The following is a 25,239-nucleotide window of genomic DNA, read 5'->3' on the forward strand; positions in this document are numbered from 1 at the left end:
TTGTTGGTAGCTAGCAACGATGGATAAGATAGTGGTTGGCTTGAAGAATAAAAAAGGTTCTTCCAAACAAGTACGTCGGACCACTGAAAAGATTTGTCTGACGACAGCGTACATGGATATATTAACTCTTACAAGTACATTCAATTCTTTATAACAACAAAGGCCAGTCTTTCAAACAGCCTTTGTTGTTTTAGGGTATAATTTTTATCTTAAAACATAATACTTAAAACCTATTACATACTTAATTCTTGAAACTTAAAACCAATAACTTAACTCTTCTCCGATAACTCCAACCAACGAAGCGTTTTTGTTTCTAAGTCTTTATCCAATGTTTCCAATTCTTTCGACCATTGCGCAATGTTCGCACCAGCATCGGGTTTAGAAAGTTTGTCAATCAATGCATTTTTCTTTGCTTCCGTTGTTTCAATTTCTTTTTCTAAATCGTCAAATTCTTTTTGCTCTTTGAACGAACGTTTGGTAGAAGGTTTGGACTCTTTTTGAGCAGCAGCTTTGGCTGCTTCCTTTACTTCAGGCTTGCGTGAAGTTTCAATTGCTTCCTCTACTTCATAACGATAATCTGTGTAGTTGCCATTGTATTCACGCATTACACCATCACCTTCAAATATCAATAAGTGATCCACCAATTTATCCATGAAATAACGATCATGCGAAACGATAATCAAACAGCCTTTGTAGTTCTCTAGATAATCTTCCAACACACTTAAGGTAGACATGTCCATGTCATTGGTGGGCTCATCTAAGATTAAGAAGTTGGGCTGACGAACTAAAATAGTAAGCAAGTGTAATCGTTTTTTCTCACCACCACTTAATTTTTCAATAAATTCATATTGGCGGGATGGTTCAAATAAAAAGCGTTTCAATAGGGCGGAAGCAGTTAGGTCTTCGCCATTTCCTGTTTGAAACTGTTCGGCAATTTCCGTTACCAATTCAATTACTTTTTGTCTTGGCTTAAACGTTAAACCTTTCTGGGTATAATATCCAAGATGTATGGTGTCGCCTGTTACAATTTCTCCTGAGTCTGGCTGTATGGCACGATTGATCAGTTGCAATAAGGTTGTTTTACCACTACCATTTTTACCTATGATACCAAGCTTTTCATTCTTTCTAAAAATATAATTAAAATCTGTTAATATTTTTTTCTGCCCGAAAGATTTATTTACATGATGTAATTCTAATATTTTATTACCCATACGTCGACTGCTAAAGTCAAGCTGCACATCACCTTGTCCGGCTTCTTTCAGCGTGTCTCTGCTGCCTTCCATCGAGTGGAACGCTTCAATTCTATACTTGGCTTTGGTGCCACGCGCCTTGGGTTGTCTGCGCATCCATTCCGCTTCTTTGCGTAAGGTATTTGTTACTTTATCTAAAGATGCGGTACGGATTAATTCTTCTTCGGCTTTGCGATCTAAGTATTCAGGATACTTGGTGCGGTACATCTGAATTTTACCACCTTCCAATTCTAAAATTCCATTTGCAACTTCATCCAAGAAGTACCGATCGTGGGTAATGAATAATAAAGTCTGTTGCGATGCTTTTAATAATTCTTCCAGCCATTCAATCATGTCCAAATCCAAGTGATTGGTAGGCTCATCCATCAATAATACATCGGGCTCTTGCAATAACACACGCGCCAAAGCAACGCGGCGTTGTTGTCCGCCCGAAAGGTTTTGTACTTCTAAATTGGCATCGTGTAAACCCAATTTAGAAAGAATGCGTTTTGCTTTATCTTCAAACTCCCATGCTTGCAAGGCGTCCATCATGGTGATGGCTTTTTCCATATCGTCGCTATCCAAGGTAATCATGGATGCTTCGTACAATAGAATAGCTTTGCAAATATCCGCCCTACTTTCAAGCGCAACTTCTATTATTTTTTTACCCGTCGGCAAGATCGGATCTTGTTCTAAATATCCAACAGTACTACTTTTATGTATGGCAATAACCCCAGAATCGGGATGTTCAATCCCCATCACAATTTTAAGCAAGGTAGATTTACCAGCACCGTTTCTACCTACGATCGCAATTTTTTCACCCTTGCTTAAGCCAAGCGTAATGCCATCAATAAGTTTTTTGTCCGTAAATGTTTTTGAAAGATTGTCAATGGAAAGGATATTCATTATGAATTATGAATTATGAATTATGAATTATGAATTATGAATTTTCTTTACTTGATGATATGTACTTCTTTGCGCCGTGGTTGCGCCTTTTCGGCCAACCACTTGTTTGTTGTAACACTAGCGTCAGTGAGAATTATAGGTTTGTATGTGAATATAAATTATAAATGAAACCAATTCATAATTCATAATTCATAATTAACTAAACAGTTTCTTCTTCCGCACTTCCAGCTCAAAGTCTGCCACTACATTCATATAATGTAGATAGGCATCGTGCGGACTCGCAAACGGACTGAAGTATTGATGTACTTCGCCATCGCTCATTCCTTTTGTACTCATGTAATAGAAATGATCCGAGGTTTGAAGTTTGTTCCATTTCTCGGTATGCTTTCTAATTTGCATTTTTCGAATCAAAGGCTCCAAACTATAAATCTTTTCAATCGCTTCTTTTTGCATGCTGTTCAAATGCCAAGCCGAAAGATTCTTTTCAACATCTGCCCACGAAATGGTTTCATGTGCATCATACACCGAATGTATTTCATGGTAGTCGATTACTTCCGATGGATTCATAAATTCGATTCCATAGGTGTCAATCAACATGCCGGGCAATTTGCGCAAGAATGTAAAGATACCGCTATTCTTCTTCTGATGCTCACCAAATGTCTCATAGTCGACATAAATAGTCGCATTTTCATTCTTTTTTAGGCTTTTATCAATCCAAGAACTGTATTTTTCGACCGTTAAGGGATATCCTTTCCAATTTTTGTCGGAAAATCGAAATGCGATATCATCCGATAAGATACAATTCCGAAGTATAATAGGGAAGGAGGTCTGCGCGGGACTAAATAGGTTATTGGTACTTTGAGATTCTAACAGACTTGGAATTCCTTCCGTAATCATGCCTTTTAAGCCCAAGCCTTTTATGGTTTCAGCAATGGCATTGTTGTGTATCAATTCCGTATTCCGAAAAACTTCTGTTTGATAGTCAAAGGTGCTTCGGATCAATTTGCGATGCGCTTCGATTTGCTCAATAAATGTGTTGGCCGAAAAGATGCTGCTCAAACTGTGATAATAGGTTTCTGCAAGAAACTCTACACAATCTGTTTTTGCTAAGGCTATGAACGAATCAATCACATCAGGACGATACAATTTGAATTGTTCAATGGTTGTGCCACTTATAGAGAAGGCAACACGAAATTGTCCTTTGTATTTTTTTATTAATTGAAGTAGAATTTTATTGGTAGGTAAGTAACATAGGTCTGAAACGCGATTGATCACCAATTTATTATGCCCTTCATCTTCATACGAATGCTGTTTACCTATATCAAAAAAAGTATAGGGCTTTATTCTAAAGGGCTGGTGAACTTGAAAACACAGCGTAACAGAACGCATCGTACTTATGCTAATAGTTTTTTATATACCTCTTGAATTTCTATAGCAGCATTCTCCCACGTGCAATATTCAAGATCAAATTGCGCGTTCTCTGAAATGGTTTTGGCGAAGGTTGGATCTTTTAACAACATTAAAATGTAATGCGCCATTTTATCTACATCCCAAAAATCTACTTTTAATGCTCCCATCAATACTTCTGAAACACCCGATTGTTTTGATACCACGCACGGTACGCCAAACTGTGCGGCTTCCAATGCAGAAAGTCCAAAGGGTTCAGAAACCGATGGCATGCAATACACATCTGCCATTGCTAACAGATCGTGAATTTTCTCTTTACTAAGGAAACCCGTGAAATGGATGTTTAATCCCAAGTGTTTGTGCGCACCTGTTTCAATGAGTTCTTTTAATTTATCTCCTGTACCTGCAACGACAAAACGTGCTAGCGGATATTCTTGTAGTACTTTGGACGCAACTTCAACAAAATATTCTGGTCCTTTTTGATGGGTAACGCGACCAATAAAAAGTACTATTTTTTCAGGAAAAGGTTTATCTACTTTATACGGAATAACTTTTTCAACACCATTATGAACGGAATGTATTTTCCGAGGATTGATTCCGTAGTGTGCTACTGCAATGTTGCCTGTGTAATTACTTACAGGTAAAATTGCATCGGCTTGTTCCATCGCATGTTTTTCAACCTGGTATACCCAACTATCTGTGTTGCCTTGGTTTCTATCGTATTCCAACGAATGGACATGTAGTACTAGTGGTTTGCCTGTGCGTTGTTTGATTTCAACGCCTGCCAACATCGTCATCCAATCGTGACAATGAATAACATCAAAATCCCATTCCATGCACAAATCCGCAGATACCGTAGCATATTCAATTACTTTTTGAATGGTATCGTTGCCATACAAGTTTTCAAGTTCAAAAGGTTTGTAGAATTCTGAACGAACGATTTTTTGTTTCTTTGATTTTTTAACTTGTTTCGTTTTTACTTGCGTTTCCGTTATTGTCTGATAAGGAGCAATAGTTGTAGGAAGTGTATAGACATTTTCAAGCTCTTCATAAAAATTGGTTTGGAAATCTTCTCGAATCCGAATTCGTTCTTGTTGATTTAAACCGATAATATCAACAAGATTTAATGCAATACTTGGGTCACTTTTAGGTAAAATTAGGGTCAGTTCTACTTGTTTTGATAAGGCTTTGCTTAAACCAAGGCAGGCAACTCCTAATCCTCCGTTTATTATGGGTGGAAATTCCCAACCCAGCATTAAAACCTTTGTTTTTTTCATACAAATAAACCCAAATTCAATTTTGTAATAGCTTTTACTTAAAAATACATTTAGAAGTGCTAAAAACCTATCTTAATGACTCTAATATTTTAAAAAGCATCCGAATATTCAGACTTATATCAAATTCAACGGGCATTGTAATAAAAAATCATTTTTTTGCCCAACATTCCTTTTTTTTTATTTTATTTTAGGGATATATATTTGATACCGCACACAGAAATAAGATTCGTATGGAAAGTTACATGAATATCAATCACGAAAAGCAAACAATACAACAAGATGCTGGAGTGATTGAAAGATGGGAGAAGATTGATAATCGGTTTTATTTCTATGGACAACAATCTGTATTGGAAGTAAAAGTGTTTTCAGATGTAATCATTCGATTTCGTTTTGCAGCACTTGGTAATTTTGAACGTGATTTTTCCTATTCGCATGCACCCAATTATACTGCTGAAATAAAACAACTTGAAATAAGCGAAGAAGAATTATACTATACAATCAAAACAGCTCAAGTTGATATCGAGATTCAGAAAGAGCGAATGTTGATTCGTATTTTAGATAAAAATGGGTTGGTTATTTCTGAAGATGAAAAAGGATATCACTGGGAAGAAAATAAAAAAAGCGGTGGCGAGTTTGTTTTCAATACACGTAAATGTCAGCCAAGCGAGCATTTCTATGGCTTAGGTGATAAGCCTGCAGATACCGATTTGCGAGAAAAACGATTTGAGAACTGGGGTAAAGATACCTATGCATTTGGAAAAGATACAGATCCATTATATAAAAACATTCCATTTTTTATTGGCTTACATCGTAAAGTAGCTTATGGTATTTTCTTTGATAATTCATTTCGTACGTATTTTGATTTTGGATTTGAACGTAAAAATGCAACTTCGTTTTGGTCTCAAGGAGGTGAAATGAATTACTATTTTATTTATGGTCCAGAGTTGTTGTCTGTTGTTGAAGGGTATACAAATTTAACAGGTAAGCCAGAAATGCCGCCAATGTGGGCATTAGGCTTTCATCAATGTAAGTGGAGTTATTATCCTGAAAAACAAGTTCGAGAAATTACTTCTGAATTTAGAACACGAAAAATTCCTTGCGATGCATTTTATTTAGACATCGATTACATGGATGGTTTTAGATGTTTTACGTGGCATCCAGAACATTTTCCGAATCCTAAAAAAATGATTTCTGATTTAGAAGCGCAAGGTTTTAAAACGGTTGTAATCATAGATCCAGGAATTAAAATAGATCCGAATTATAAAATTTATCAAGAAGGCTTAGCAAAAGGATATTTCTGCAAGCGCATGGATGGCCCGTTGATGAAGGGATCTGTTTGGCCAGGGGAATGTAATTTTCCAGACTTTACGCGTGTGGAAGTGCGTGAATGGTGGGCAGGTTTATTCGGAGATTTGGTAGATACGGGTGTGCGTGGTGTATGGAATGATATGAACGAACCGGCAGTGTTCGAAATAGAAACTTTTCCAGATGATGTGCGTCACGATTATGATGGCGATCCCTGCAGTCATCGCAAAGCGCATAATGTATATGGCATGCAAATGGCACGTGCAACATACGATGGATTAAAACAGTTTGCAGATAATAGAAGACCTTTTGTGATTACGCGTTCAGGATATTCAGGTTTGCAAAAATATTCCTCTGTATGGACAGGAGATAACATGGCCACTTGGGAACACTTATCCATTGCCAACAATCAATGTCAACGCTTGAGTGTTTCAGGTGTTTCGTATTGTGGTTCGGATATTGGTGGTTTTATCGGTGAAGCAACGGGTGAGTTATTTGTACGTTGGATTCAATTGGGTATTTTTCACATGTTTTGTAGAGTACATTCTTCGGGTGATCACGGAGATCAAGAACCTTGGTCTTTTGGTTTGGAATATGAATTGTTAACCAAGAAGTTTATAGAATTGCGTTATCAATTACTACCATATATTTATACAACCTTTTATCAGCACGTTGCAACAGGTATACCAACAATTCGTCCCTTGCCATTTGTATCCCAAGACGATCCGGAGACATACATTCGTCAAGATGAATTTTGTATGGGCGATAATTTATTGATTTGTCCCGTACTAGAAGAGAAAGTAGATGGAAGATGGTTGTATTTGCCAGAAGGGAAATGGTATTATTATTGGGATGATCAATTGCATACAGGTAAACAAGAGGTTTGGGCTGAGGCAGCCTTAGATCGAGTTCCATTATATGTAAAAGCTGGTGCAGTTATTCCAATTGCTCCAATCATGCAATATGTAGGTGAATTTATACCCGAACAATTGTTTTTGCATATGTATGTATCTTCGCTGCCGCATACAAGTTATTTGTACGAAGATCAAGGTGATGGAAATGAATATAAAGATGGAATGAACGTGTATAAAACATTTTTTACATCCGGAGATAAAAAAACATATACCATTACGCAAGATATAGATGGGCCCTACAATCCAGTATACAAGAGTTATGAAGTGAATATTCACGGATTAGATTTTAAGCCTAAAAGTTGCGAAGTGGATGGTGTAGCTGTACACATAGACGTGATCAATCCAGATAGTCATTTAATCCGTTTTGATGCGTCTAAAACATTCTCTAAAATTGTTATTAAGGGCTAGGAAAGTGTAAAGTGTAAAGTGGAATAATGAAAAGTATAATGTGCAAATTTTAAATTATAGAGTACAGAGTATAAAAAAAGCCTGCATGTAGCAGGCTTTTTTGTTTTTTGTTGAAGTGCAAAATGGCAAGAACAAAAGAACGTACGTTTGTCCATATTAGTATCAGGGTGAGACTCCTGAAAATCGTTCATGTCTTTTATTTAAAGACATGTTAGAAAGAATTAACAAAATAGAAATAGGGTTTTCGGCTTATTTCTTCAATTAGCGTATAACAGTGATATTGGTAATTTTTTTATCATTAACAATGATTACATAAAATCCAGCATCTGCCAATGTTCCATCTGCTTTCGTACCATACCACACAGCCGGGCTTTTAAATTGCAAGATTGTTTTGCCTTGGAGGTCTATGATTTTAGTATCGCCTGTTTGTTCAATAAAATAGGAGCTCATCAGTATATCTCCATTGGGTGTAATTACAGGATCACACTTAGCTGGTTTTATTATTTTCTCTGTACGCTCTATTGTGCAATTATTTGAATCACGAATGATGAAAGAATAATTTCCAGGCGCAATCTGATTGTAATCTCCTGTATTATTTGTGAGTGTATCTGTAGTATTTAGTTGCGTAAGTTTATAGCTATAAGGTGCTGTACCTCCATTTAATACTATATTTGCATGAACTGTCGCTCCTAAGCTACATTCATTGGATAAAATATTAAAGGAATAACTTTGTATATCAAAGCATGGAATTAATATTACATCCCAAATTCGATGTGTTAGGGTTAAAGCAGGCAAGATTGGATTTGTATACTTTACATAATAAGCACCTTCATTATTTTTAGATGCTTTCGGTATGTTTAACGCTTGTGTTTGATTCGTAGAAATGATTTGATTGCCTTTGTACCAAGTGTATGTATTGTTTGTGATTGCAGCATCTTCTATAAAGGATAAGGCAAGTGTGCTATATTCTCTTACCGAAACGTTTGTGTGAATCCCAACACTATCTTGTGGACTATAAGAAAAATCCGAAAGTGTTGTAATACCTGCAAGTGGTAATAAATCTTCGAATGTTAAATAGTTGTCAGCAATTTCGACGCTATTTAAATTAGGCTTATTGGTTAATGTAGGTAATTGATTTAGTTTGTTTGAAAATGCAAATAAACCAGTAAGCGTTGTATTTGAAGAAAGATCAGATAAATCTGTTATGGAATTATTCCAACAATATAATTTTGTTAATTTTGTTAATTGCGACAATCCCTTGATTTGAGTACTATTTGTTTGATGCACGTGCAATTCAAGCAATTGATTGTTTGGCGAAAAATCGGGTAAAGTCGTAAACGGATTATTTCCGATTATAAGGGATTTTAAATTAATAAGAGTAGAAATATCTGGGAGGTTTGTGATATTATTATTTGTTAAGAAAAGAATATTCAAATTCAATAATTGACTTAAATTAGGTACGCTCGTCAATGCATTATTAGAAGCTTGCAATTCTATTAAACTTAATTGATTGTTTAAATTGGGTAAGCTGGTAAGTTGATTGAAATTTACATACAAGTATTTCAATTGTGTTAAGGTTGAAATACTTGGAAGACTTGTTAAATTGTTAAAGGATGCATCAATTTTATAAACAGATGTGAAAAATTGAATTCCATCTAAGTTTGAAATATTTGCGCCTGTAAGTATTAAATCATTTGTAAAGCCATGTGCAGCTGCAATATTTAATTGAATGCCAGTCATAACAGATGGATAACTCGAAATTAATTTATTTCTAAAATTTACATCTGTTATCATATACGTCTGCGCCTGTATTAGTGTGCATAAGCAAAATAATGCGAAGCTGAATACAATTTTGTATGTGAGTATACGCGATATGTGAGTAATCTTTTTCAATTTATCGTGCAATAGTTACTTGTCCATTTTCTTTTTCTCCAGAATTCGATTCAAGAATATAAATATACAAACCCGAATCTAAATAGTTGCCTTGTTGATTAAATCCATTCCATTCAAATGTGCCATCGATGTATTCGGATGTATATACAGTCTTGCCAGAAATATTTATAATCGTAATGCGGAATGGCGCATCATCTAATCCTGTTATTTTCCACGTTTCGCCTTTGTCAGGTGCAAACACATAGGTTGTTTTACGGCAATTGCTTTCAGTAACATCTTTTGTGAAATGTTGGGAACAACCATTGGAATCTGCAATTTCAATGGAATATGTTCCGGCAGACAAGTAAGAATAAAATTCTTTCTTTGTAGTTGCTTTCGATCCATTGAATTGGATACTGTATGGTTTAATGCCTCCTTTGATACTGTTTTGTAGAATTGAAATACTACCCGTGTGTTGATCTCTACAGCTTGGTTTACTAGTAATATCCGCTTGTATGTGTATATTCAAACATGGATTTGTATTGATCGTTTCTTGATTAACGAAAGCAGGAGCCGGTTTAGTCTCAATAACAGGAATTGCTTGCGTATTAATTGGTGTAGTTGAAACCACTGGACTCGTGCGCTCTTCCGTAACCGGATTCGTTGAAGGAATCGGTGTACTTATAGGAGCTGTTTGTTTTGTCTTGGTAGGTTTCGATGTAGAAACTGGTAATGAATTTTGAATAGAAATGCTGCTATTTTGAGTAAGTGGGTTTTTCGTATTTGTGGTAGTAGCATCCTCTTTGTTGAGAATATTCTTTTTAGAAAGCTCTTCTTTTGAAGATTGAACGTAAAATAAACCGGTAGTTAAAACTGCAGTTCCTAGCAATATGCCAGCAGACCAGTTTTTAACTTTGGAAAACATGCTTTTTTGATCAATTGCAGTTATATCTGCTCGCATTTGCTGTCTTAGTGATTCAATAGATGCTCCAATCACAACCTGATTACTTAATTTTACAAGATCAACTTCTTCAGCAAAGCCTGCATCCGATTGCATTCGTTTTTCAAACGCAACAAATGCATCACCTGTCAAACTTCCGTTTAGGTAATTGTCAATAAGCTGATATGTTTCTAATTCTGGTCTCAATTTTTTAGTAAGTCAACAAGTTGTGTATTGCTTTTTACAAGTTTTGCTAAATATTGCTTGCAACGGTAATGATTTGTTTTTGCTACATCATCGCTTGAATAGCCCATTAAATCTTTTATTTCTTTCATTGTTCGCTTTTCATATATCACGAACGTTAATATTTTTTGACATTTCTCGTCTAACATCTTAAAAACCTGCTGCATTGCAGAACTTTTTTCTTTTTGTATAAGGTCTTCGAGATGATCCGAGTCATTAGAATGATTTAAATATTCACTGTTGCTATCATACGAAGTGAATTTTTTACTCCTTCGAACTTTGTCAATCCATAAATTGCGAGATACAGAATAAATAAAGGCATCAATAGAATGATTTTCATTAAATTTACCCAGTCGTATTTGGTTAAACAATACAATTACAGCATCTTGGAATACATCATTCGCATCCTCTTTAGTACCATTGTTTTTTAAAATGTATTGTCGTACCTTCTTTAAACTAATATCATACAAATAATTCAATGCAATTGAATTTGCACCTGTTTGAATAGATTGGATAATTTTCTTTTCTTGTTCGGTCACGATTTATAGTAGAACTACGATTTGAATTTTAAAAGGTAAACAGATTTTAGAAATAAAACGCAGAATTACAAAAAAATAGTAACTTTAGTCGATTTTATAGTATGAAACTGTGAAGAATAAATCGAAATCATATATTTGTCTGTCTTTTTTTATGTGCTGTTTTATACAAGCACATGCACAAACAGGCTATGAAGCTCCGATTGTTTTTGATCAATTTTTTCAAAATTACAATTTATTGAATCCAGCAAGTTCAGATAGTAGTGGTAAGGCGCATCTAAGGATTGGTAATAGATCGTTGATTGGGTTGTTTAGCGGGGTTAATAGATTATACGTAGATGGAGACGTAAAAATAAAACATCGATCACTCAATCAATATAGCTCATTAGGAGCATTGGTGATTGCATATAATGATGGTGCATTTATTAGTCGAACAAAGGCGTATGTAAGCTATTCCTGGACCACGCGAATTAGCAGTCGTTCTTCTGTATCTGCAGGCTTAGCAATTGGTGTGGTGAAATATACATTACTCGGTTCTCAAGCAGGCGGTGGTGGTGCTTCTACTGCATTTGATGGGAATGCAGGCCTGTGGTACATACGTTCAAAATTAAAAATTGGTGTATCATATCAGCAATTCACCCGCAGCGCATTAACACCGGTCAATCAAACGTTTCTATTAATTCCCTATTTGAATGTCAATGTTATCTACGCATCTTATATAAGCCCTTATGTATTGTTAACGACGCATGTATTTTATCGACATCAGAGTATGAATGTTTCTGAATTTCAGCTTGCACCCATTTTTTTATTTAATGACGTATTCGAAACAGGTATTAATTTTCGTTATAAAAGGGGAGTAGCATTGATGGTTGGAATTAAAAATATAAACATTGGACAAGGCAATATTCATTTTATGGGCTCATTTTTACTAAGCACTAGAAAGCTGTCTAATAATTTAGACAATGCATTTGAGTTGTCTGCATCGTATACATTTTGAAAAGTTATAGAGTACAAAGTATAGAGTACGAAGTATTGAGTACAAAGTATTGAGTACAAAGTATTGAGTACAAAGTATTGAGTACAAAGTACACAGTATGTTTACTCAGTAAGTGTATGGTAATTCGTATTTCAGTAACCTAAGTTGAAATCGTATTGGAGGCTGTAAAATAGTTGAGTGTGTAAGAAGATTTTAAATCAAAAATACTTTGTTCTTAGTACTCTATACTCCGTACTTGTCATCAATGCTTCAATCTTCTTTTCTTCACCATCCCCCCTTTGGTATCTTTAACGCTTGTCATGATAACAAAGGCATTGGGGTCTATCTTTTCGATTTCAGTATTTATTCTACTAATTTCTAAACGCGTAATGATGGTGTAAATAATATCCAAGTCCCCTACATGTCCATGCTTGCCAAAACCTCTTTTCCCTTTATAAACGGTAACGCCTTTGCTCATGCTATTTGTAATCATTTCGCGCATTTCTTCGCTGTGTGGAGAAATGATGGTAATGCCAATATATTCATCAATACCTTCCACTACAAAGTCTATGGTTTTAGATGCTGCTAAATAGGTAATCATAGAATACAAAGCAGTTTCAATGGATAGGGTGTAAGCAGCGACAGAGAATATCAATACATTAAAGGTGATGATTACATCGCCCATGGTAATGCCAAATTTTCGACTTAAATAAATAGCTAAAACCTCTGTGCCATCAATTACAGCACCTCCTCGCACAGAAAATCCAATACCAGCTCCTAAGAAAAAACCACCAAAAATACTCACTAATAATTTATCGTGGGTCATTTCAGGTAATGTGAATACATGTGTTGCAAGTGCTAACACACCAATCGCAATACCTGTTTTTATTGCAAAACTTTTACCAATTACATTATACCCTAAAATGATAAAAGGGAAGTTTACAATAATCAGCAAGCTAGATAAATCTAACTTCGTAAGTTTCGTTAAGAGTAGTGCAATACCGGTAGCGCCACCATCTATAAATTGAGCAGGAAATAAAAAACTTTTTAACCCAATAACCGCGCACGCAATCCCCAATGATATAAGCACAATATCTTTAATAGTTCTGCTTAAATCAATTTTTAAAAGACGCAATCCTTTCGCTATTTCAAACGAACTGTAAAATTCTTTTGAAGCGTACTTCCGTCTTAAGACGGATTTTTCAATAATGCGGGTGAGTAGTTTATTCAATGTTCGTGGTCAGTTTATAAAGTGGTCAGGAAATAAATAGTAGTCAGAAAATGAAATAGTAAAGAGTCATCATTTAGTAAATTTGTTCTCTGTCAGTTAACAGTAAAAACTTCCAACTGACCACTGTTTACTGACCACTGTTCACTTTTTATATCGGTTCTTGTTGACTCAAGCAATGGAAACTTCCCAAGCCCCAAATGATATCAGTAGAATCAAGTCCGGTAACTTTTCGGTCTTTAAATAATTCTTGTAAAGTATCTAAGGCAACTACATCATTTTTATCTCTAAATGTAGGCACAATCACATGATTGTTGCTGATATAGAAATTTGCATACGATGCTGGAAGCCTTTGATCGTCATATATTACAGGGGATGGCATTGGTAATTCTACCACGTTTAATTGTTTGCCATTCTCCAAACGCATCTTATGTAATTCTTTTAAATTCTCTTTTAAGATGATGTAATTTTCATCTCCTTTGTTTTCTTCCACAACGGTAACAACGGTATCTTCATTCACAAAGCGTGTAATGTCGTCGATGTGACCATCTGTATCATCCCCAATAATCCCTTCGCCCAACCACAAAATATTTTTAACTCCATAGTAATCGATTATGTATTCTTCAATCTCGCCACGACTTTTACTTGGGTTGCGATTGGTATTTAACAAACAAGACGTGGATGTTAAAACCGTTCCTTTGCCATTGAATTCAACTGAACCACCTTCCATTACAATACCAGGGTGGTGCACCGGAATGCCGTACATCTCTGCAATTTTGGTTGGAATCACATCGTCTAAATCGTATGGTGGATATTTATCTCCCCATGCATTATAACCCCAATCGACAATGATTTTTTTGATATCCGCTGTGGGGTTTATTAAAAAAGCTGGCCCGTGATCTCGGCACCACGCATCGTTTGTAGGGAAATGGTGAAAGAAAATCTGTTTCATATCTGCACCAGCACGTTCAATATATGCACGCGCATGGTCTTCCATTGCTTTATTTGTAACATTGATACGTACTTCTTCTCCTTCAGCAATCAATTTAATAAATGCTGCATATTGCGGATAAATGCTTTCTAATTTTCCAGGCCAAGACGCTTCTTTGTGCGGCCAACTCAACCACGTAGCTTTATGTTTTGACCATTCTGCAGGAAAGAAATAACCTTGTTTTGCGGGTGTATTCGTATTCATATCAATTTTGTATCACTTCAACATGTTCATCTTCATTTAAATCAGATGATTGCTAACAAATATACAAAACTGCAGGTATTTTTTAATGTTTATGTGTATGCGTATCATTTTCAATTCATTAAAATTTTAATTCCGATTAATGTATGCATCTTAAAATATTTAAATGAACTTTACGTCTTAGTTAAAATAACAAAAGGAGTGTATGCGCGGAAATGGTTTTGTCTTAATCTTATCAATAGCTTTTTTTATTTTAATTGATTGGTATGTGTTTACGGGAGTTAAAGCACTTACAGATTTACTTTCGCCTAATGCTCGAAAATGGATTCATATATCGTATTGGACAGTAACAGCTTGGTCTATTTCGGTATTACTTGCAACCTTTGCGGGCTATTTTCATGCTTGGCCTATGTGGTTTCGCACACTTTCCATGTGTGTTATCATGGTGCTATTGTTATGTAAAATTATCTTTATTTTATTTTTAATTGTTGATGATTTAAAACGTTTGGTTCAATTTGTTTTCGGCAAATTCACTAGTACAGGTTCTGTTGATACAGCAGATATTGCAAAGGGTATTTCTCGCTCAGATTTTTTATTGAAAGCAGGGTTGTTTGTTTCTGCCATTCCTTTTGTAGGGATGACGTATGGCGTGTTGGTTGGTGCGCATGATTATACAGTTAGAAGAAAAAGAGTCGTGCTGAAAAATTTACCTAAAGCGTGGAATGGATTAAAAATCGTACAACTTTCAGACATTCATGCGGGTAGTTTTTATAACAAAGCAGCTGTTGAACGTGGAATCGCATTGGTGATGAAGCAAAAACCCGATATTATTTTTTTTACGGGAGATTTAGTCAATAATATTGCTGCTGAAATGGATGAATATATAGATGTCTTTGGAAAGTTATCCGCTCCATTAGGTATTTATTCAACTTTGGGGAATCATGATTATGGCGATTATGTTGCGTGGGAAACCCCAGAAGCAAAACGAGAAAATTTGAATCAACTCATAGGTGTACATAAAAAAATGGGATGGGATATTTTAATGAACGAACATCGCATTTTGAAAAGAGAAGGAAGTGAAATTGCTATTTTAGGAATTGAAAATTGGGGCGCAAAAGGTAATTTTCCGAAATACGGAAAGATGCACAAAGCCTACCCTGGAACTGAACATGTACCTGTGAAGCTTCTATTGTCGCATGATCCCAGTCATTGGGATGCAGAGATATTGGAAAAATATAAAGACATTGACATCATGTTCGCTGGACATACGCACGGCATGCAATTTGGAATAGAAAAAGGTCCTATTAAATGGAGCCCTGTACAATGGATGTACAAACAATGGGCGGGGCTTTATGAGAAACAAGGACAGTATTTGTATGTAAATAGAGGTTTCGGTTTCTTAGGTTTTCCTGGTAGAGTAGGGATGGCACCAGAGGTTACGGTGATGGAGCTTATTAGTGGTCAGTAAATAGTGGTCAGTGGTCAATGCCACTGACCACTATTTACTGACCACTTTAATTATCAATCCCAACAACTTATTCTTTGTTTCAGTCTGAAAGCGCAATAGGTGCAAGTCAAACTCCTCATCTTTATCAATAGGTTTATCAATGGATTCAACTTCGTCGTGATAGACATTGATTAAATACGAAGCCCATACCTTGAAATCGTCAACAGAGTTCACTTTGGGGAAACGTTCCTTATCATCAAAGACATATTGAATGTGACCATTTTCGTACATAGAGAAAAAAGGACCCGCAAGCACATCGTTGATCTTTTCCAACTCTTCCCAAATACCAGTGTATTTAGTCGTCTTGAATTTTGGTCTATGAAAAGCATCCCAAAAAGCTTTTCTATATGTTTCTATATCTCCAGGAGCATTCATACTGAAAGGTCGTTTTTTAGGATGGCAAGTTACTGTTTTTAGGCGATTATTTTGAACGCTAATTGATTTATAGTAGGTATTGTTATCTAATTACGGGTTCTTTTTTTTTGTATCTCTTCATTTTCAAATAGGTTTTATAGCTATCGAACGAGTAACGTATCAGTAGCACTTGCATTGTAGTTGGATTAATATTGTATTTTTCTAAGATGAATTTTCCATTTCAGGTGTTTTGAGTACATACACTTTCCATACACTAGCCATACCTTTCCCATACAGTTCCCATACAGTTCCCATATACTAGCCGGAAATGTATTATTCTAATTTGGGGCTGTTTTTTTTACACTGCGTATAGAATTCAAAGTTGTTAAAACAACATGTTTGTAGAAAAACGATTAGCCCTAATGACTTATGTGATACTCTCCTACAAATTTACCACCTACACGTTTGAATTTTGTACTCCTACTTTCCGCGTCTAGCACCAGGCATCTAGTACAAAGAACCAAAAACCTAGAAATTAGTAGCTGGCAACTAAGCAAGAAATTTCTATCTTTGCACTTTAGTCAATATCTATGAAAAGAATCTTAATTACAGGTGGTGCAGGTTTTATTGGTTCAAATTTAACGGAAGCCTTATTGAATAGACCGAATATTGAATTGGTTCGCGTATTGGATAATTTTTCTACGGGGTATAAGAATAATATTGAAGAATTTTTAACGCATCCCAAGTATGAGTTTGTAGAGGGGGATATCCGTAATTACGACGATGTAGTAAGAGCTACAAAAGGGGTTGAGGGTATTAGCCACCAAGCGGCATTGGGTTCTGTACCACGTTCATTACTTGATCCCATGACGAGTAATAATGTGAATGTATTGGGATCTATGAATGTATTTTATGCAGCGAAGGAACTTGGCGTAGATAGAGTCGTATATGCTTCTTCCTCTTCCGTATATGGAGACGACCCTTTGTCGCCTAAGGAAGAAGACCGTTTGGGTAATGTATTGTCTCCGTATGCAGCCAGTAAACGAAGCATTGAAATGTATGCGCGTGGCTTTAGTAATGTATATCCTTTCCGCTTTATTGGTATGCGATACTTTAATGTCTTTGGTCCGAGACAAAATGCACAAGGAGCTTATGCTGCAGTGATTCCACAATTTATAACAGCCATTTTAAACGGAGAGCAACCAACGATATTTGGAGATGGATCGCAAACCCGAGATTTTACCTACATCGACAATGTGTTGCAAATGAATATAAAAGCTTTGACGACCAATAATCAAGATGCTTTTAATCGGTTTTACAATGTAGCGTGTGGCTCTACAACTTCGTTAAATCGTGTGTATGAAATTTTAGCAGGTTGTGCAGGTTCATCTATCAAACCTTTATATACGAATCCTAGGCAAGGAGATATTAAAGATAGTTTGGCAAATATTGGTTTGGCAACAAAAATGATTGGTTACGAACCGACGATTCAAATTGAAGAAGGTTTATTGAAGACGTTTGAGTGGTTTAAGAAAAATGTTTAACTACGTGAAATTAAATAAATAGTTACATGTATGTAATTTTTAAAATCATAATTACTCTTCCTTATTATTAAAAATATGATTTTATTAATATTTAATAATCTTTAATTGGGTTTTGTGAATCTAATATCAAGACTCTTACAGTCTTTTACTTTTAAATTTATATATTTACAGTATTAGTTTTTAGCTAATTATGCTGTCACTAATTAATTCGACGAATAATTCAGAACAAATTACAAATCACTATGCTATCCTTAAACTATCCACGTTCTTTTAGAATTGAAATTACAAAACATGAATTTTTAAGATGTACATTTTTACTCAGTATCTTCTGTTTTTTGTTATTTACAGGAAATGCTGAAGCCAAAACTACTTCAACCATACATGCAGGTATTTGGGGCGTTTCTACTAACTGGGATAATGGGTTGCCAGCAGAGGGGGATATTATTGAGATTAACCATATAATGGATTTTACCAATGTGAATGTCAACATTGGAACGAGTACAACTTTTAATTTTAATGCCGGTGCTAATGGATCTGTTATTCCTCTATCATTGGGTATGTCAAGTGAAACATCCGTTCTAAATATATATTCGAATGTTTCCTTTGCTGGAGGAATAAATTTGAACAAAGGTATTATTAATGTTTATAACGGCGCAACTCTTACTGTAACCAACCAAATTAACCAAGCAGGCACGCAAATAAATATTGAAGCAGGTGCTAATTTTAATGTTACAGGGAATTATACTAATAATGGTGGAAACATTGCAGTTGATGGTTTGTTGGCAATTACGGGAACCTATGATGGACAAAATGCTGCTGCCATTGTTACTGGTAGTGGAGATATTACAACAACAGGTCATATGAAAGGACTTAATGGAAGTACAATTTTTGGAGTTATAAATCCTGATTGCGGTGGTCCATGCAGTGGTAGAAATTTGTGTGGTAGATTAGCTTCATCAAGTCCAGCATCCGCTGCTTATTGTGCCGCTCCAATTTTATTAACAGGTTCCGTAAATAATAATGGAGGATACACACCTACTTATCAATGGCAATCAAGTGTAACAAATACAGAGGCTGGCTTTTCGAATATTGTAAATGCTACGAATGCTACACTCTCAATTACACCATCTGTTAAAACATACTATCGTGTAAAAATAACTGTAAGCAGTTGTACAAGTATAAGTCCGGTATCAGTTGTTACTCCAAGTAGCTGTAATAAAATTTGGATAGGGACTACAACAGAATGGAATACTGGAACAAATTGGTCTCCAACTGGAGTGCCAAGCTTAACCGAAGATGTTGTAATCACTAATATTTCTGTTAAACCAATTATTAGTGGCACTGCTAATGCAAAAGATATAATTATCAATACAGGAAGTTCACTTGAAATCACATCTGCAGCAACTTTGAATTTATATGGCAATTTTGTTAATTCAGGTAGTTTTTTAGCACAATCAGGAAGTAATTTTGTTGTAAAGGGTTCCGCAAGCCAATCTCTTTCAGGTGTTGGCTCATTATCTAATCTCACAATTGACAAAACGAACGCAGCAGATGAAGTTGGCTTCTTTTCAAGTACAGATGTGAATGGTACCATTCGTTTACTAAATGGTGTTCTTTCAACCAACAATAACATCACCTTAAACTTTGACAATGGCGCTAACATTGCATACAACGCAAGTGATGCAGGAAGTATCGTTGGTAATGTAACAGCTAAAAGGAATTTAGTAGCAAAAACGCATTATATAGGAGTTCCTTTTTCTGGTGTAACTTCTGCACAAGTAGAAGCTACTACTCCATTGTATGTGAATCCCTATTGGAAAATGTATACCAAAGATTTTGTTAGACAAAACTGGACTGCAGTAACCAATACCGTTACTTCCATGCCATTGGGCACAGGCTTTTCTTTGTCTTTACCAACAATAGCACCACTGAAGTTGTCTGGAACATATAATCACGCCTATACTTTTACAAGTCCTCAATATGCTAATGATGCAACAGGAAAATATTTTATGGTAGGCAATCCGTATCCATCCACACTCGATTGGGATAATGCAGCTGGCTGGACTAAAGAAAAAATTGGTGGATCCATTTATTATTTGGACGCTGCTACAAGTAAAACTGCAAGCTATGTTACAGGAGCAGCTGTTAATGGAGGAAGTCAATTTATTCCTGCAATGCAAGGCTTTTTAGTTGTGTGTGACGGAACAGGAGATTTCTCAAGCCTTTCGATAAATAACACAGCACGGGTTAGTTTACAGAATCCTTCCTATTGGAGAGTTGCAACGGATGATATGATTAGAGTACGCATAACATCAGGAGGAAGCGCTGCATTAAACGATGAAACGGTCATTCGTTTTAATGAGAATGCAACAACTGATTTTGATTTTGATTTAGATGCTTACAAGATATTAAATTCAGGTAAAAATCCATCCGTCTATACAAAAGTAGGAAATAACACCTATTCTATTAATTCCTATTCAGTTCCTGACTCAGCTAATACGGTTTCATTGTTGACTAAATTAGTAGCAGATGATACCTATACATTCACGTTTGAAAATAATAATTCAACTATACAGTATGTATTGCTTGATAAAAAACTAGGAGTAGAGCAGCCAATAACACAAGCCTATACTTTTTCCGGTACAACAAAAGATAGCATAAATCGATTTGAGTTGCAATTGAGAGAAGCGATCCCAACTATTACTACGGGCTTACAAGCAAGTAATATAACGCGCGGTTTGCAAATCAGTTCAAGTACAAAAGGGTTTGTGATTCAATCCGAACGATTTGTAGGAGAAGCTGCTCATATTGAATTGTTGGATATGACAGGCAATACAGTAAAAAGTATTTCAAATCAATCTATTTCAACAAATGCTACTTTTATTCCTGTAGAGTTAGCAGAAGGAAGTTATATTGTTAAAGTGACAATTGATTCAGAGTTGTTTACGGGATTGATTGTATTGATTAAATAATCTTGATTGTTTGTAGTATAGCTTGTAATACGATCATAAATAAACTATTTAAAAAAAGGCGTTTAACTACTTTAATCTATAATAAAGTAGTTAAACGCCTTTTTTATTATGAAGAGTAGCATAACTTGTAAGTAACCTTACAAGTTATTTGTTGCTATTTTTAAAATTCTCTAGATTAATTTTAAAAAATGATTAGAAAATGATTTATGGAGAACCAAGATCGTATTAATTATATTCTATTTCTATTATATGATACGTATCCGAGGAATGTTGAATAAGGGCTTCCCAAAGCGTAAAGCTTAAGAATTATTTCCAATCTTTTATGCCATTATCGTAATTATTTTAAACACTATTTTAGTATCATTGGTCTAGCTTACATCTTTTTTAAATCGAATAATTTCGAGTTATTTAATCAATAATTCATTTTTTGTGTATTATGCTCAAAATGTATTTTTTTTAATCCTTGTATATCCAAAATATGACTCATAAGAAAATTAGTATCTTCAAAGGTGAAATCGTTTCATAAAATAATACAATAATGAAATGTTACGAGTCGTATAATTAAAGCAGTTAAAATATTGTTTGATGTAAGTTGGGGGCTATGTTTATTTATTGAAAATGTTCGAATTTTAGAAAAATTTTTAATTGGTAACTATTTTTTATTTTTTAATTCTATCCAGTATTACATGTTGATTCAATTGCAGATTTTTACATTTTGAACTGCATTGATATACATCTTTTTTTTTCTCATACATTAGTCTTTGTGGTATTTGTATGATTTCTCTGATATTAAAACCTGTAGAATGAACTATAAACTATGTAACATCTACGACTATGGTAAAACTATAAAGCAGTTTTAGTGCATTGAGAAAAGAGATTATTTTATCTATCGTGTTGCTAAGTACGATCTCGTCGGGAATAGCACAAACCTTTCCAGTTGGAACGGATGTTACAGTTACAAGTAGTGCTACGTATTCCGGCGTTTATGTTTGGGCGGATCGCTCACAATTAAATCAGGTGCTATTGTAACTTTTACAGGAGCTTTAGGCTTGGGAGGCACAAGTAAAATTATCATTGAACCAGGGGCGAAGTTGGTAGTAGTAACAGGAGGGCTTGCCATACAAGCTACAACGAGCTTAGTTTCGCAAGGTTCTGTTGCTGTTCGTGCGGGTGGTTTTAATATACAAGGAAATGCGACTTTTACTTTAAGTGGAATTAATAAAGATACCATAATCGGTGGGGCTATTTTTAATGGTACTAGTAATATTAAGATAGGCGTAAACAGTGATTTATACATTTATGGTAATATTACAGGCCAAAGTGCTACGGTTAAAGTGGATGGTTCTATTTCTGTAAATGGTACTATTTTTATTGGATGATCTCTTGCTGCTTTTTACGGGGGAAGTAGATATAATGACAACTGGATATATGTCCAATACTCAAAATTCAGAGGGTAGTATGTTTGGTATTTCGCCATTTAATTGCAGTACCTTGTTCTGGCAAAAGTTTTTGTAATTAGCCCAATACAATTACCTCTTCAACAGCAGTAGGTGTATGCGGAGGTACCTCATTTACCATAACAGCGAACATACCCACAGGTCTACCAGTGTATTCGTGGAAATGCACTACTACTCTAGCTAATATTTCATGCACTACAGCTTCTAGTGCATGAAATACCGCAAACTATGCGGCATTTGCTTTAGCTACTACAACCTACTATAAGACATTTTTTGCGAATTGTATTGCTACACGTATAAGACCGAATCATGCCGACCCAAGACAATACGAAATCAAATACACTTTGGCAAATATCACTTTGGTTAAAAGATACATTGTCTATGAACCAACAATTGCAATTGAATATGTATTGAAGAATACGATTGCTTATTCATACTAATTATGTATTTAAAACTTAATTCGTGTATTTGTGATATTAATTTGTGTATAATATAAAAAAACAACGAAGTATTCTGTTTTTGTATTTATTTAGAGTGTGTGATGATTTCTTTAAGCCATATTGTATGTATATATGCTATTTTGTTTTGGTAATTATGTGTTTGTGTTTTAGTACGTGTTAAAAATGTTTGTTTATAAATAATATGTTTGGAATTTAATTTTGAGAGTTGAATGCAAATTGGCTTCATGCCTATTTTTTTATTTAGAACATTTTATGGAAACATTACGTAGAACGACCTGTATATAAATAAAAATCAGATATATGAAAATATTTTTAAAGAATTACATGTATAATATTCGGATAAAAAATGTAATCGTATTTGCTTGCATAGGTTTACTCACCAGTTATATTGCAAGTGCAGCTGTTCGAACAACTTCAGGAACAGGTAATTGGAGTTCTGTAGGAACATGGGGAGGAGCATCTGTACCAAATAGTACAGATAATGTCAATGTGAATCATGGGCTCAATTTAAATTCGGATTTAACTATTTTACTATCAGGTATATATAATTTTAACGCTTCCAATACTGGCGGAACACCTAACGTAACATTGGGAAGCTGGCCTATTTCAGGCGGAGATCTAAATATTAATAGTCCTTCATACATTACTCTGGGGACAGTTTCTGCCAATAATGGAACCATTCATATATATAGTGGAGCAACCTTAAACATTACGGGTAGTTTGGCGATTTTAGGTACGCAAATAATTATCGATGCAGGAGGTACATTGATTGTAGGTGGCAATTTTACAAATACCAATGGGAATATAACGAATAATGGGGACATTACAGTGGCTGCGAGTTATACTGGGTATAATACTTTTTTGCAAACCACTGACGTTACTGGCACAGGGTCATTCACAACAGGTGGTTCAATGACAAATGACTCAGGCTTCTTGATACCATCAAGTACTATTTATGGATCAACCAATGATTGTAATACAGGTCCATGTAATGCTGCCTGTTTATCTGGTATGACAACAGGCGCAATTTCTGGGCCTTCTACAATTTGCTCCGGCGCAACGGGGATTGTATTTTCTACACCAGCTGTGTCTGGGGGGGTAAATTTTACATGGACTCTACCAGCAGGTACCGTAATTACTGGCGGAGCCGGTACACGTACCATCACAGTAACTGCCGGCGCAACTGCCGGAAATGTAACTGTTAAAGCATCCAATATCTCTTGCTCAAGTTCTAATACATCTACTTACGCGGTAAGAGTTGGGAAACCAACAGGTACAGCAGCAATTGCAGGACCTACCAATTCCTGTCAGAATGTATCGGGGATTACCTACACCGTTTCTGGTGTTTCTGGAGCATCAAGTTACTCTTGGACTGTACCACTAGGCGCTACAATTACAAGCGGTACAGGTACAAGTTCAATAACCGTTACAATGGGTACTACCTCAGGAATTGTTCAGGTTGTTCCTTCCAATATATGTGGCAATGCAACCGGTTCAACGATTGGCTCTGTAAATGTTACCCTTAATCCTGCACCAACCGCAATGATTTCATATTCTTCAAATAGTTATTGTAAAAATACAACCACTGTACAAATACCTGCATTTACAGGGACAACAGGTGGTACCTTTTCCTCAAGCCCTAGCGGTTTGAACTTAAATTCAAGTACGGGAGCAATTACACCAAGCCTAAGCACTAATAATAAAACATATACCATTACTTATACCGTAACGGGTTCGGGTTGTACAACCGCAACCGCTACTGCATCTGTAGGGATAAAAAATAGCAGTTTAAATTCACCTACTGCGATTACAGGTGCGATTTCTGTTTGCCCAAATGAATCCGGTATGCCTTATTCGATATCGGCGGTTATCGATGCTGCAAGTTATTCATGGGGCTTGCCTTCCGGTACTGTTGCTACTTCTGGGGTTGGTTCTCGTTCTATTATCGCTACTTTGGGAACGGTTTCAGGTACTATTTCTGTAGCCCCCATTAAAAGCGATGGGTGTATGGGAAATACGACAACTCTTTGGGTCGATGTTAGTACAAATTGTACGCTTATATGGACAGGTACATCCAGTAGTGATTGGGGCACAACCAGTAATTGGAGTCCTGCAATTATTCCTGCATCGGGTGATTATATTTCAATACCGAATGTTACTAGAAAACCAATCATAACAACAGGAAAAACTGGCAACATAAAAAACATTATAATTGAACCAAGTTCTTCTATTACATTAAATAATGGAGGTGCTTTAAACGTTTATGGTAACATTACAAATAACGGAATAGTAACAGCGGATGATGGTTCAACAATTAATATGCTTGGCGCTACAGCCCAAACAATCACAGGCGTTCCTGTTTTATATAATGTTGTAATCAACAATACAGCGGGTGTGTCTATTGCAAGTCCGCTTGCTGTAAACGGAGCCTTGTCTTTAAAAGCGGGAGTTTTAACTACCAATAATAAGTTAACCATCAACTTTGATAACGGTGGCAACATTGCATACAAC

17 protein-coding genes are annotated in these 25,239 nt (G+C 35.6%); 7 read left to right on the forward strand and 10 right to left on the reverse strand.

Going from position 1 to position 25,239, the window contains the following annotated elements; all coding sequences use genetic code 11:
* Nucleotides 1-269 precede the first annotated feature (269 nt).
* From Q0543_RS00235 to Q0543_RS00245, 3 genes are all read right to left on the reverse strand, one after another.
* Nucleotides 270-2,135, reverse strand: coding sequence for an ABC-F family ATP-binding cassette domain-containing protein (locus Q0543_RS00235; protein ID WP_299247399.1), 1,866 nt, complete (start codon nucleotides 2,133-2,135; stop codon nucleotides 270-272).
* Between the two features lie 195 nt (nucleotides 2,136-2,330).
* A complete protein-coding gene (locus tag Q0543_RS00240) occupies nucleotides 2,331-3,524 on the reverse strand; it encodes a glycoside hydrolase family 57 protein (protein WP_299247402.1) in 1,194 nt (397 codons plus the stop codon).
* A gap of 5 nt (nucleotides 3,525-3,529) precedes the next feature.
* Nucleotides 3,530-4,819 (reverse strand): glycosyltransferase family 4 protein, encoded by a 1,290-nt coding sequence (locus tag Q0543_RS00245; RefSeq protein ID WP_299247405.1) that lies wholly within the window; start codon nucleotides 4,817-4,819, stop codon nucleotides 3,530-3,532.
* 242 nt (nucleotides 4,820-5,061) lie between these two features.
* On the opposite strand from Q0543_RS00245, the gene Q0543_RS00250 reads away from it, so the two are divergent.
* A complete protein-coding gene (locus tag Q0543_RS00250) occupies nucleotides 5,062-7,446 on the forward strand; it encodes a glycoside hydrolase family 31 protein (protein ID WP_299247408.1) in 2,385 nt (794 codons plus the stop codon).
* Between the two features lie 261 nt (nucleotides 7,447-7,707).
* On the opposite strand, the gene Q0543_RS00255 is transcribed toward Q0543_RS00250, so the two are convergent.
* The 3 genes from Q0543_RS00255 to Q0543_RS00265 all read right to left on the reverse strand — a co-directional run bounded on the left by Q0543_RS00255 (nucleotide 7,708) and on the right by Q0543_RS00265 (nucleotide 11,040).
* Nucleotides 7,708-9,240: an LRR-like protein gene (locus tag Q0543_RS00255; RefSeq protein ID WP_299247411.1), complete on the reverse strand. Its 1,533-nt coding sequence runs from the start codon at nucleotides 9,238-9,240 to the stop codon at nucleotides 7,708-7,710.
* 100 nt (nucleotides 9,241-9,340) lie between these two features.
* On the reverse strand, nucleotides 9,341-10,465 hold the full coding sequence (locus Q0543_RS00260) for a gliding motility-associated C-terminal domain-containing protein (protein ID WP_299247414.1): 1,125 nt from the start codon (nucleotides 10,463-10,465) through the stop codon (nucleotides 9,341-9,343).
* Nucleotides 10,462-11,040 (reverse strand): sigma-70 family RNA polymerase sigma factor, encoded by a 579-nt coding sequence (locus Q0543_RS00265; protein WP_299247417.1) that lies wholly within the window; start codon nucleotides 11,038-11,040, stop codon nucleotides 10,462-10,464. The genes Q0543_RS00260 and Q0543_RS00265 overlap by 4 nt, the downstream gene beginning before the upstream one ends.
* A 151-nt stretch (nucleotides 11,041-11,191) precedes the next feature.
* Between Q0543_RS00265 and Q0543_RS00270 the strand changes: the two genes are divergently transcribed.
* Nucleotides 11,192-12,034 (forward strand): type IX secretion system membrane protein PorP/SprF, encoded by an 843-nt coding sequence (locus Q0543_RS00270; RefSeq protein WP_299247420.1) that lies wholly within the window; start codon nucleotides 11,192-11,194, stop codon nucleotides 12,032-12,034.
* Between the two features lie 241 nt (nucleotides 12,035-12,275).
* On the opposite strand, the gene Q0543_RS00275 is transcribed toward Q0543_RS00270, so the two are convergent.
* Both Q0543_RS00275 and Q0543_RS00280 read right to left on the reverse strand, forming a co-directional pair.
* Complete coding sequence (locus Q0543_RS00275) at nucleotides 12,276-13,244, reverse strand: YitT family protein (RefSeq protein WP_299247423.1); 969 nt, start codon at nucleotides 13,242-13,244, stop codon at nucleotides 12,276-12,278.
* A gap of 148 nt (nucleotides 13,245-13,392) precedes the next feature.
* Nucleotides 13,393-14,436, reverse strand: coding sequence for an agmatine/peptidylarginine deiminase (locus Q0543_RS00280; RefSeq protein ID WP_299247426.1), 1,044 nt, complete (start codon nucleotides 14,434-14,436; stop codon nucleotides 13,393-13,395).
* Nucleotides 14,437-14,638: 202 nt separating this feature from the next.
* Between Q0543_RS00280 and Q0543_RS00285 the strand changes: the two genes are divergently transcribed.
* Nucleotides 14,639-15,901: a metallophosphoesterase gene (locus tag Q0543_RS00285; RefSeq protein ID WP_299247429.1), complete on the forward strand. Its 1,263-nt coding sequence runs from the start codon at nucleotides 14,639-14,641 to the stop codon at nucleotides 15,899-15,901.
* Nucleotides 15,902-15,931: 30 nt separating this feature from the next.
* Here Q0543_RS00285 and Q0543_RS00290 read toward each other — a convergent pair whose 3' ends face one another.
* On the reverse strand, nucleotides 15,932-16,315 hold the full coding sequence (locus Q0543_RS00290; RefSeq protein ID WP_299247432.1) for a hypothetical protein: 384 nt from the start codon (nucleotides 16,313-16,315) through the stop codon (nucleotides 15,932-15,934).
* 569 nt (nucleotides 16,316-16,884) lie between these two features.
* Here Q0543_RS00290 and Q0543_RS00295 point away from each other — a divergent pair.
* The 3 genes from Q0543_RS00295 (at nucleotide 16,885) to Q0543_RS00305 (ending at nucleotide 22,189) form a co-directional block, all read left to right on the forward strand.
* On the forward strand, nucleotides 16,885-17,838 hold the full coding sequence (locus tag Q0543_RS00295; protein ID WP_299247435.1) for an NAD-dependent epimerase/dehydratase family protein: 954 nt from the start codon (nucleotides 16,885-16,887) through the stop codon (nucleotides 17,836-17,838).
* A 242-nt stretch (nucleotides 17,839-18,080) separates the two neighbouring features.
* Complete coding sequence (locus Q0543_RS00300) at nucleotides 18,081-20,810, forward strand: hypothetical protein (RefSeq protein ID WP_299247438.1); 2,730 nt, start codon at nucleotides 18,081-18,083, stop codon at nucleotides 20,808-20,810.
* Between the two features lie 989 nt (nucleotides 20,811-21,799).
* On the forward strand, nucleotides 21,800-22,189 hold the full coding sequence (locus tag Q0543_RS00305; RefSeq protein ID WP_299247440.1) for a hypothetical protein: 390 nt from the start codon (nucleotides 21,800-21,802) through the stop codon (nucleotides 22,187-22,189).
* 136 nt (nucleotides 22,190-22,325) lie between these two features.
* On the opposite strand, the gene Q0543_RS00310 is transcribed toward Q0543_RS00305, so the two are convergent.
* Nucleotides 22,326-22,463, reverse strand: coding sequence for a hypothetical protein (locus Q0543_RS00310; protein WP_299247442.1), 138 nt, complete (start codon nucleotides 22,461-22,463; stop codon nucleotides 22,326-22,328).
* Nucleotides 22,464-23,028: 565 nt separating this feature from the next.
* On the opposite strand from Q0543_RS00310, the gene Q0543_RS00315 reads away from it, so the two are divergent.
* Nucleotides 23,029-25,239, forward strand: a 2,211-nt coding sequence (locus Q0543_RS00315; RefSeq protein WP_299247445.1) for a hypothetical protein, incomplete at its 3' end; no start/stop codon positions are given.

This window comes from uncultured Cytophaga sp., assembly GCF_937863595.1.
GTDB lineage: Bacteria > Bacteroidota > Bacteroidia > Cytophagales > Cytophagaceae > Cytophaga.

Coding starts and splice junctions, on each gene's coding strand:
- Q0543_RS00235 (WP_299247399.1), bottom strand. CDS start 2,135: ATGAATATCCTTTCCATTGACAATCTTTCAAAAACATTTACGGACAAA.
- Q0543_RS00240 (WP_299247402.1), bottom strand. CDS start 3,524: ATGCGTTCTGTTACGCTGTGTTTTCAAGTTCACCAGCCCTTTAGAATA.
- Q0543_RS00245 (WP_299247405.1), bottom strand. CDS start 4,819: ATGAAAAAAACAAAGGTTTTAATGCTGGGTTGGGAATTTCCACCCATA.
- Q0543_RS00250 (WP_299247408.1), top strand. CDS start 5,062: ATGAATATCAATCACGAAAAGCAAACAATACAACAAGATGCTGGAGTG.
- Q0543_RS00255 (WP_299247411.1), bottom strand. CDS start 9,240: ATGATAACAGATGTAAATTTTAGAAATAAATTAATTTCGAGTTATCCA.
- Q0543_RS00270 (WP_299247420.1), top strand. CDS start 11,192: ATGTGCTGTTTTATACAAGCACATGCACAAACAGGCTATGAAGCTCCG.
- Q0543_RS00280 (WP_299247426.1), bottom strand. CDS start 14,436: ATGAATACGAATACACCCGCAAAACAAGGTTATTTCTTTCCTGCAGAA.
- Q0543_RS00285 (WP_299247429.1), top strand. CDS start 14,639: ATGCGCGGAAATGGTTTTGTCTTAATCTTATCAATAGCTTTTTTTATT.
- Q0543_RS00290 (WP_299247432.1), bottom strand. CDS start 16,315: ATGAATGCTCCTGGAGATATAGAAACATATAGAAAAGCTTTTTGGGAT.
- Q0543_RS00295 (WP_299247435.1), top strand. CDS start 16,885: ATGAAAAGAATCTTAATTACAGGTGGTGCAGGTTTTATTGGTTCAAAT.
- Q0543_RS00300 (WP_299247438.1), top strand. CDS start 18,081: ATGCTATCCTTAAACTATCCACGTTCTTTTAGAATTGAAATTACAAAA.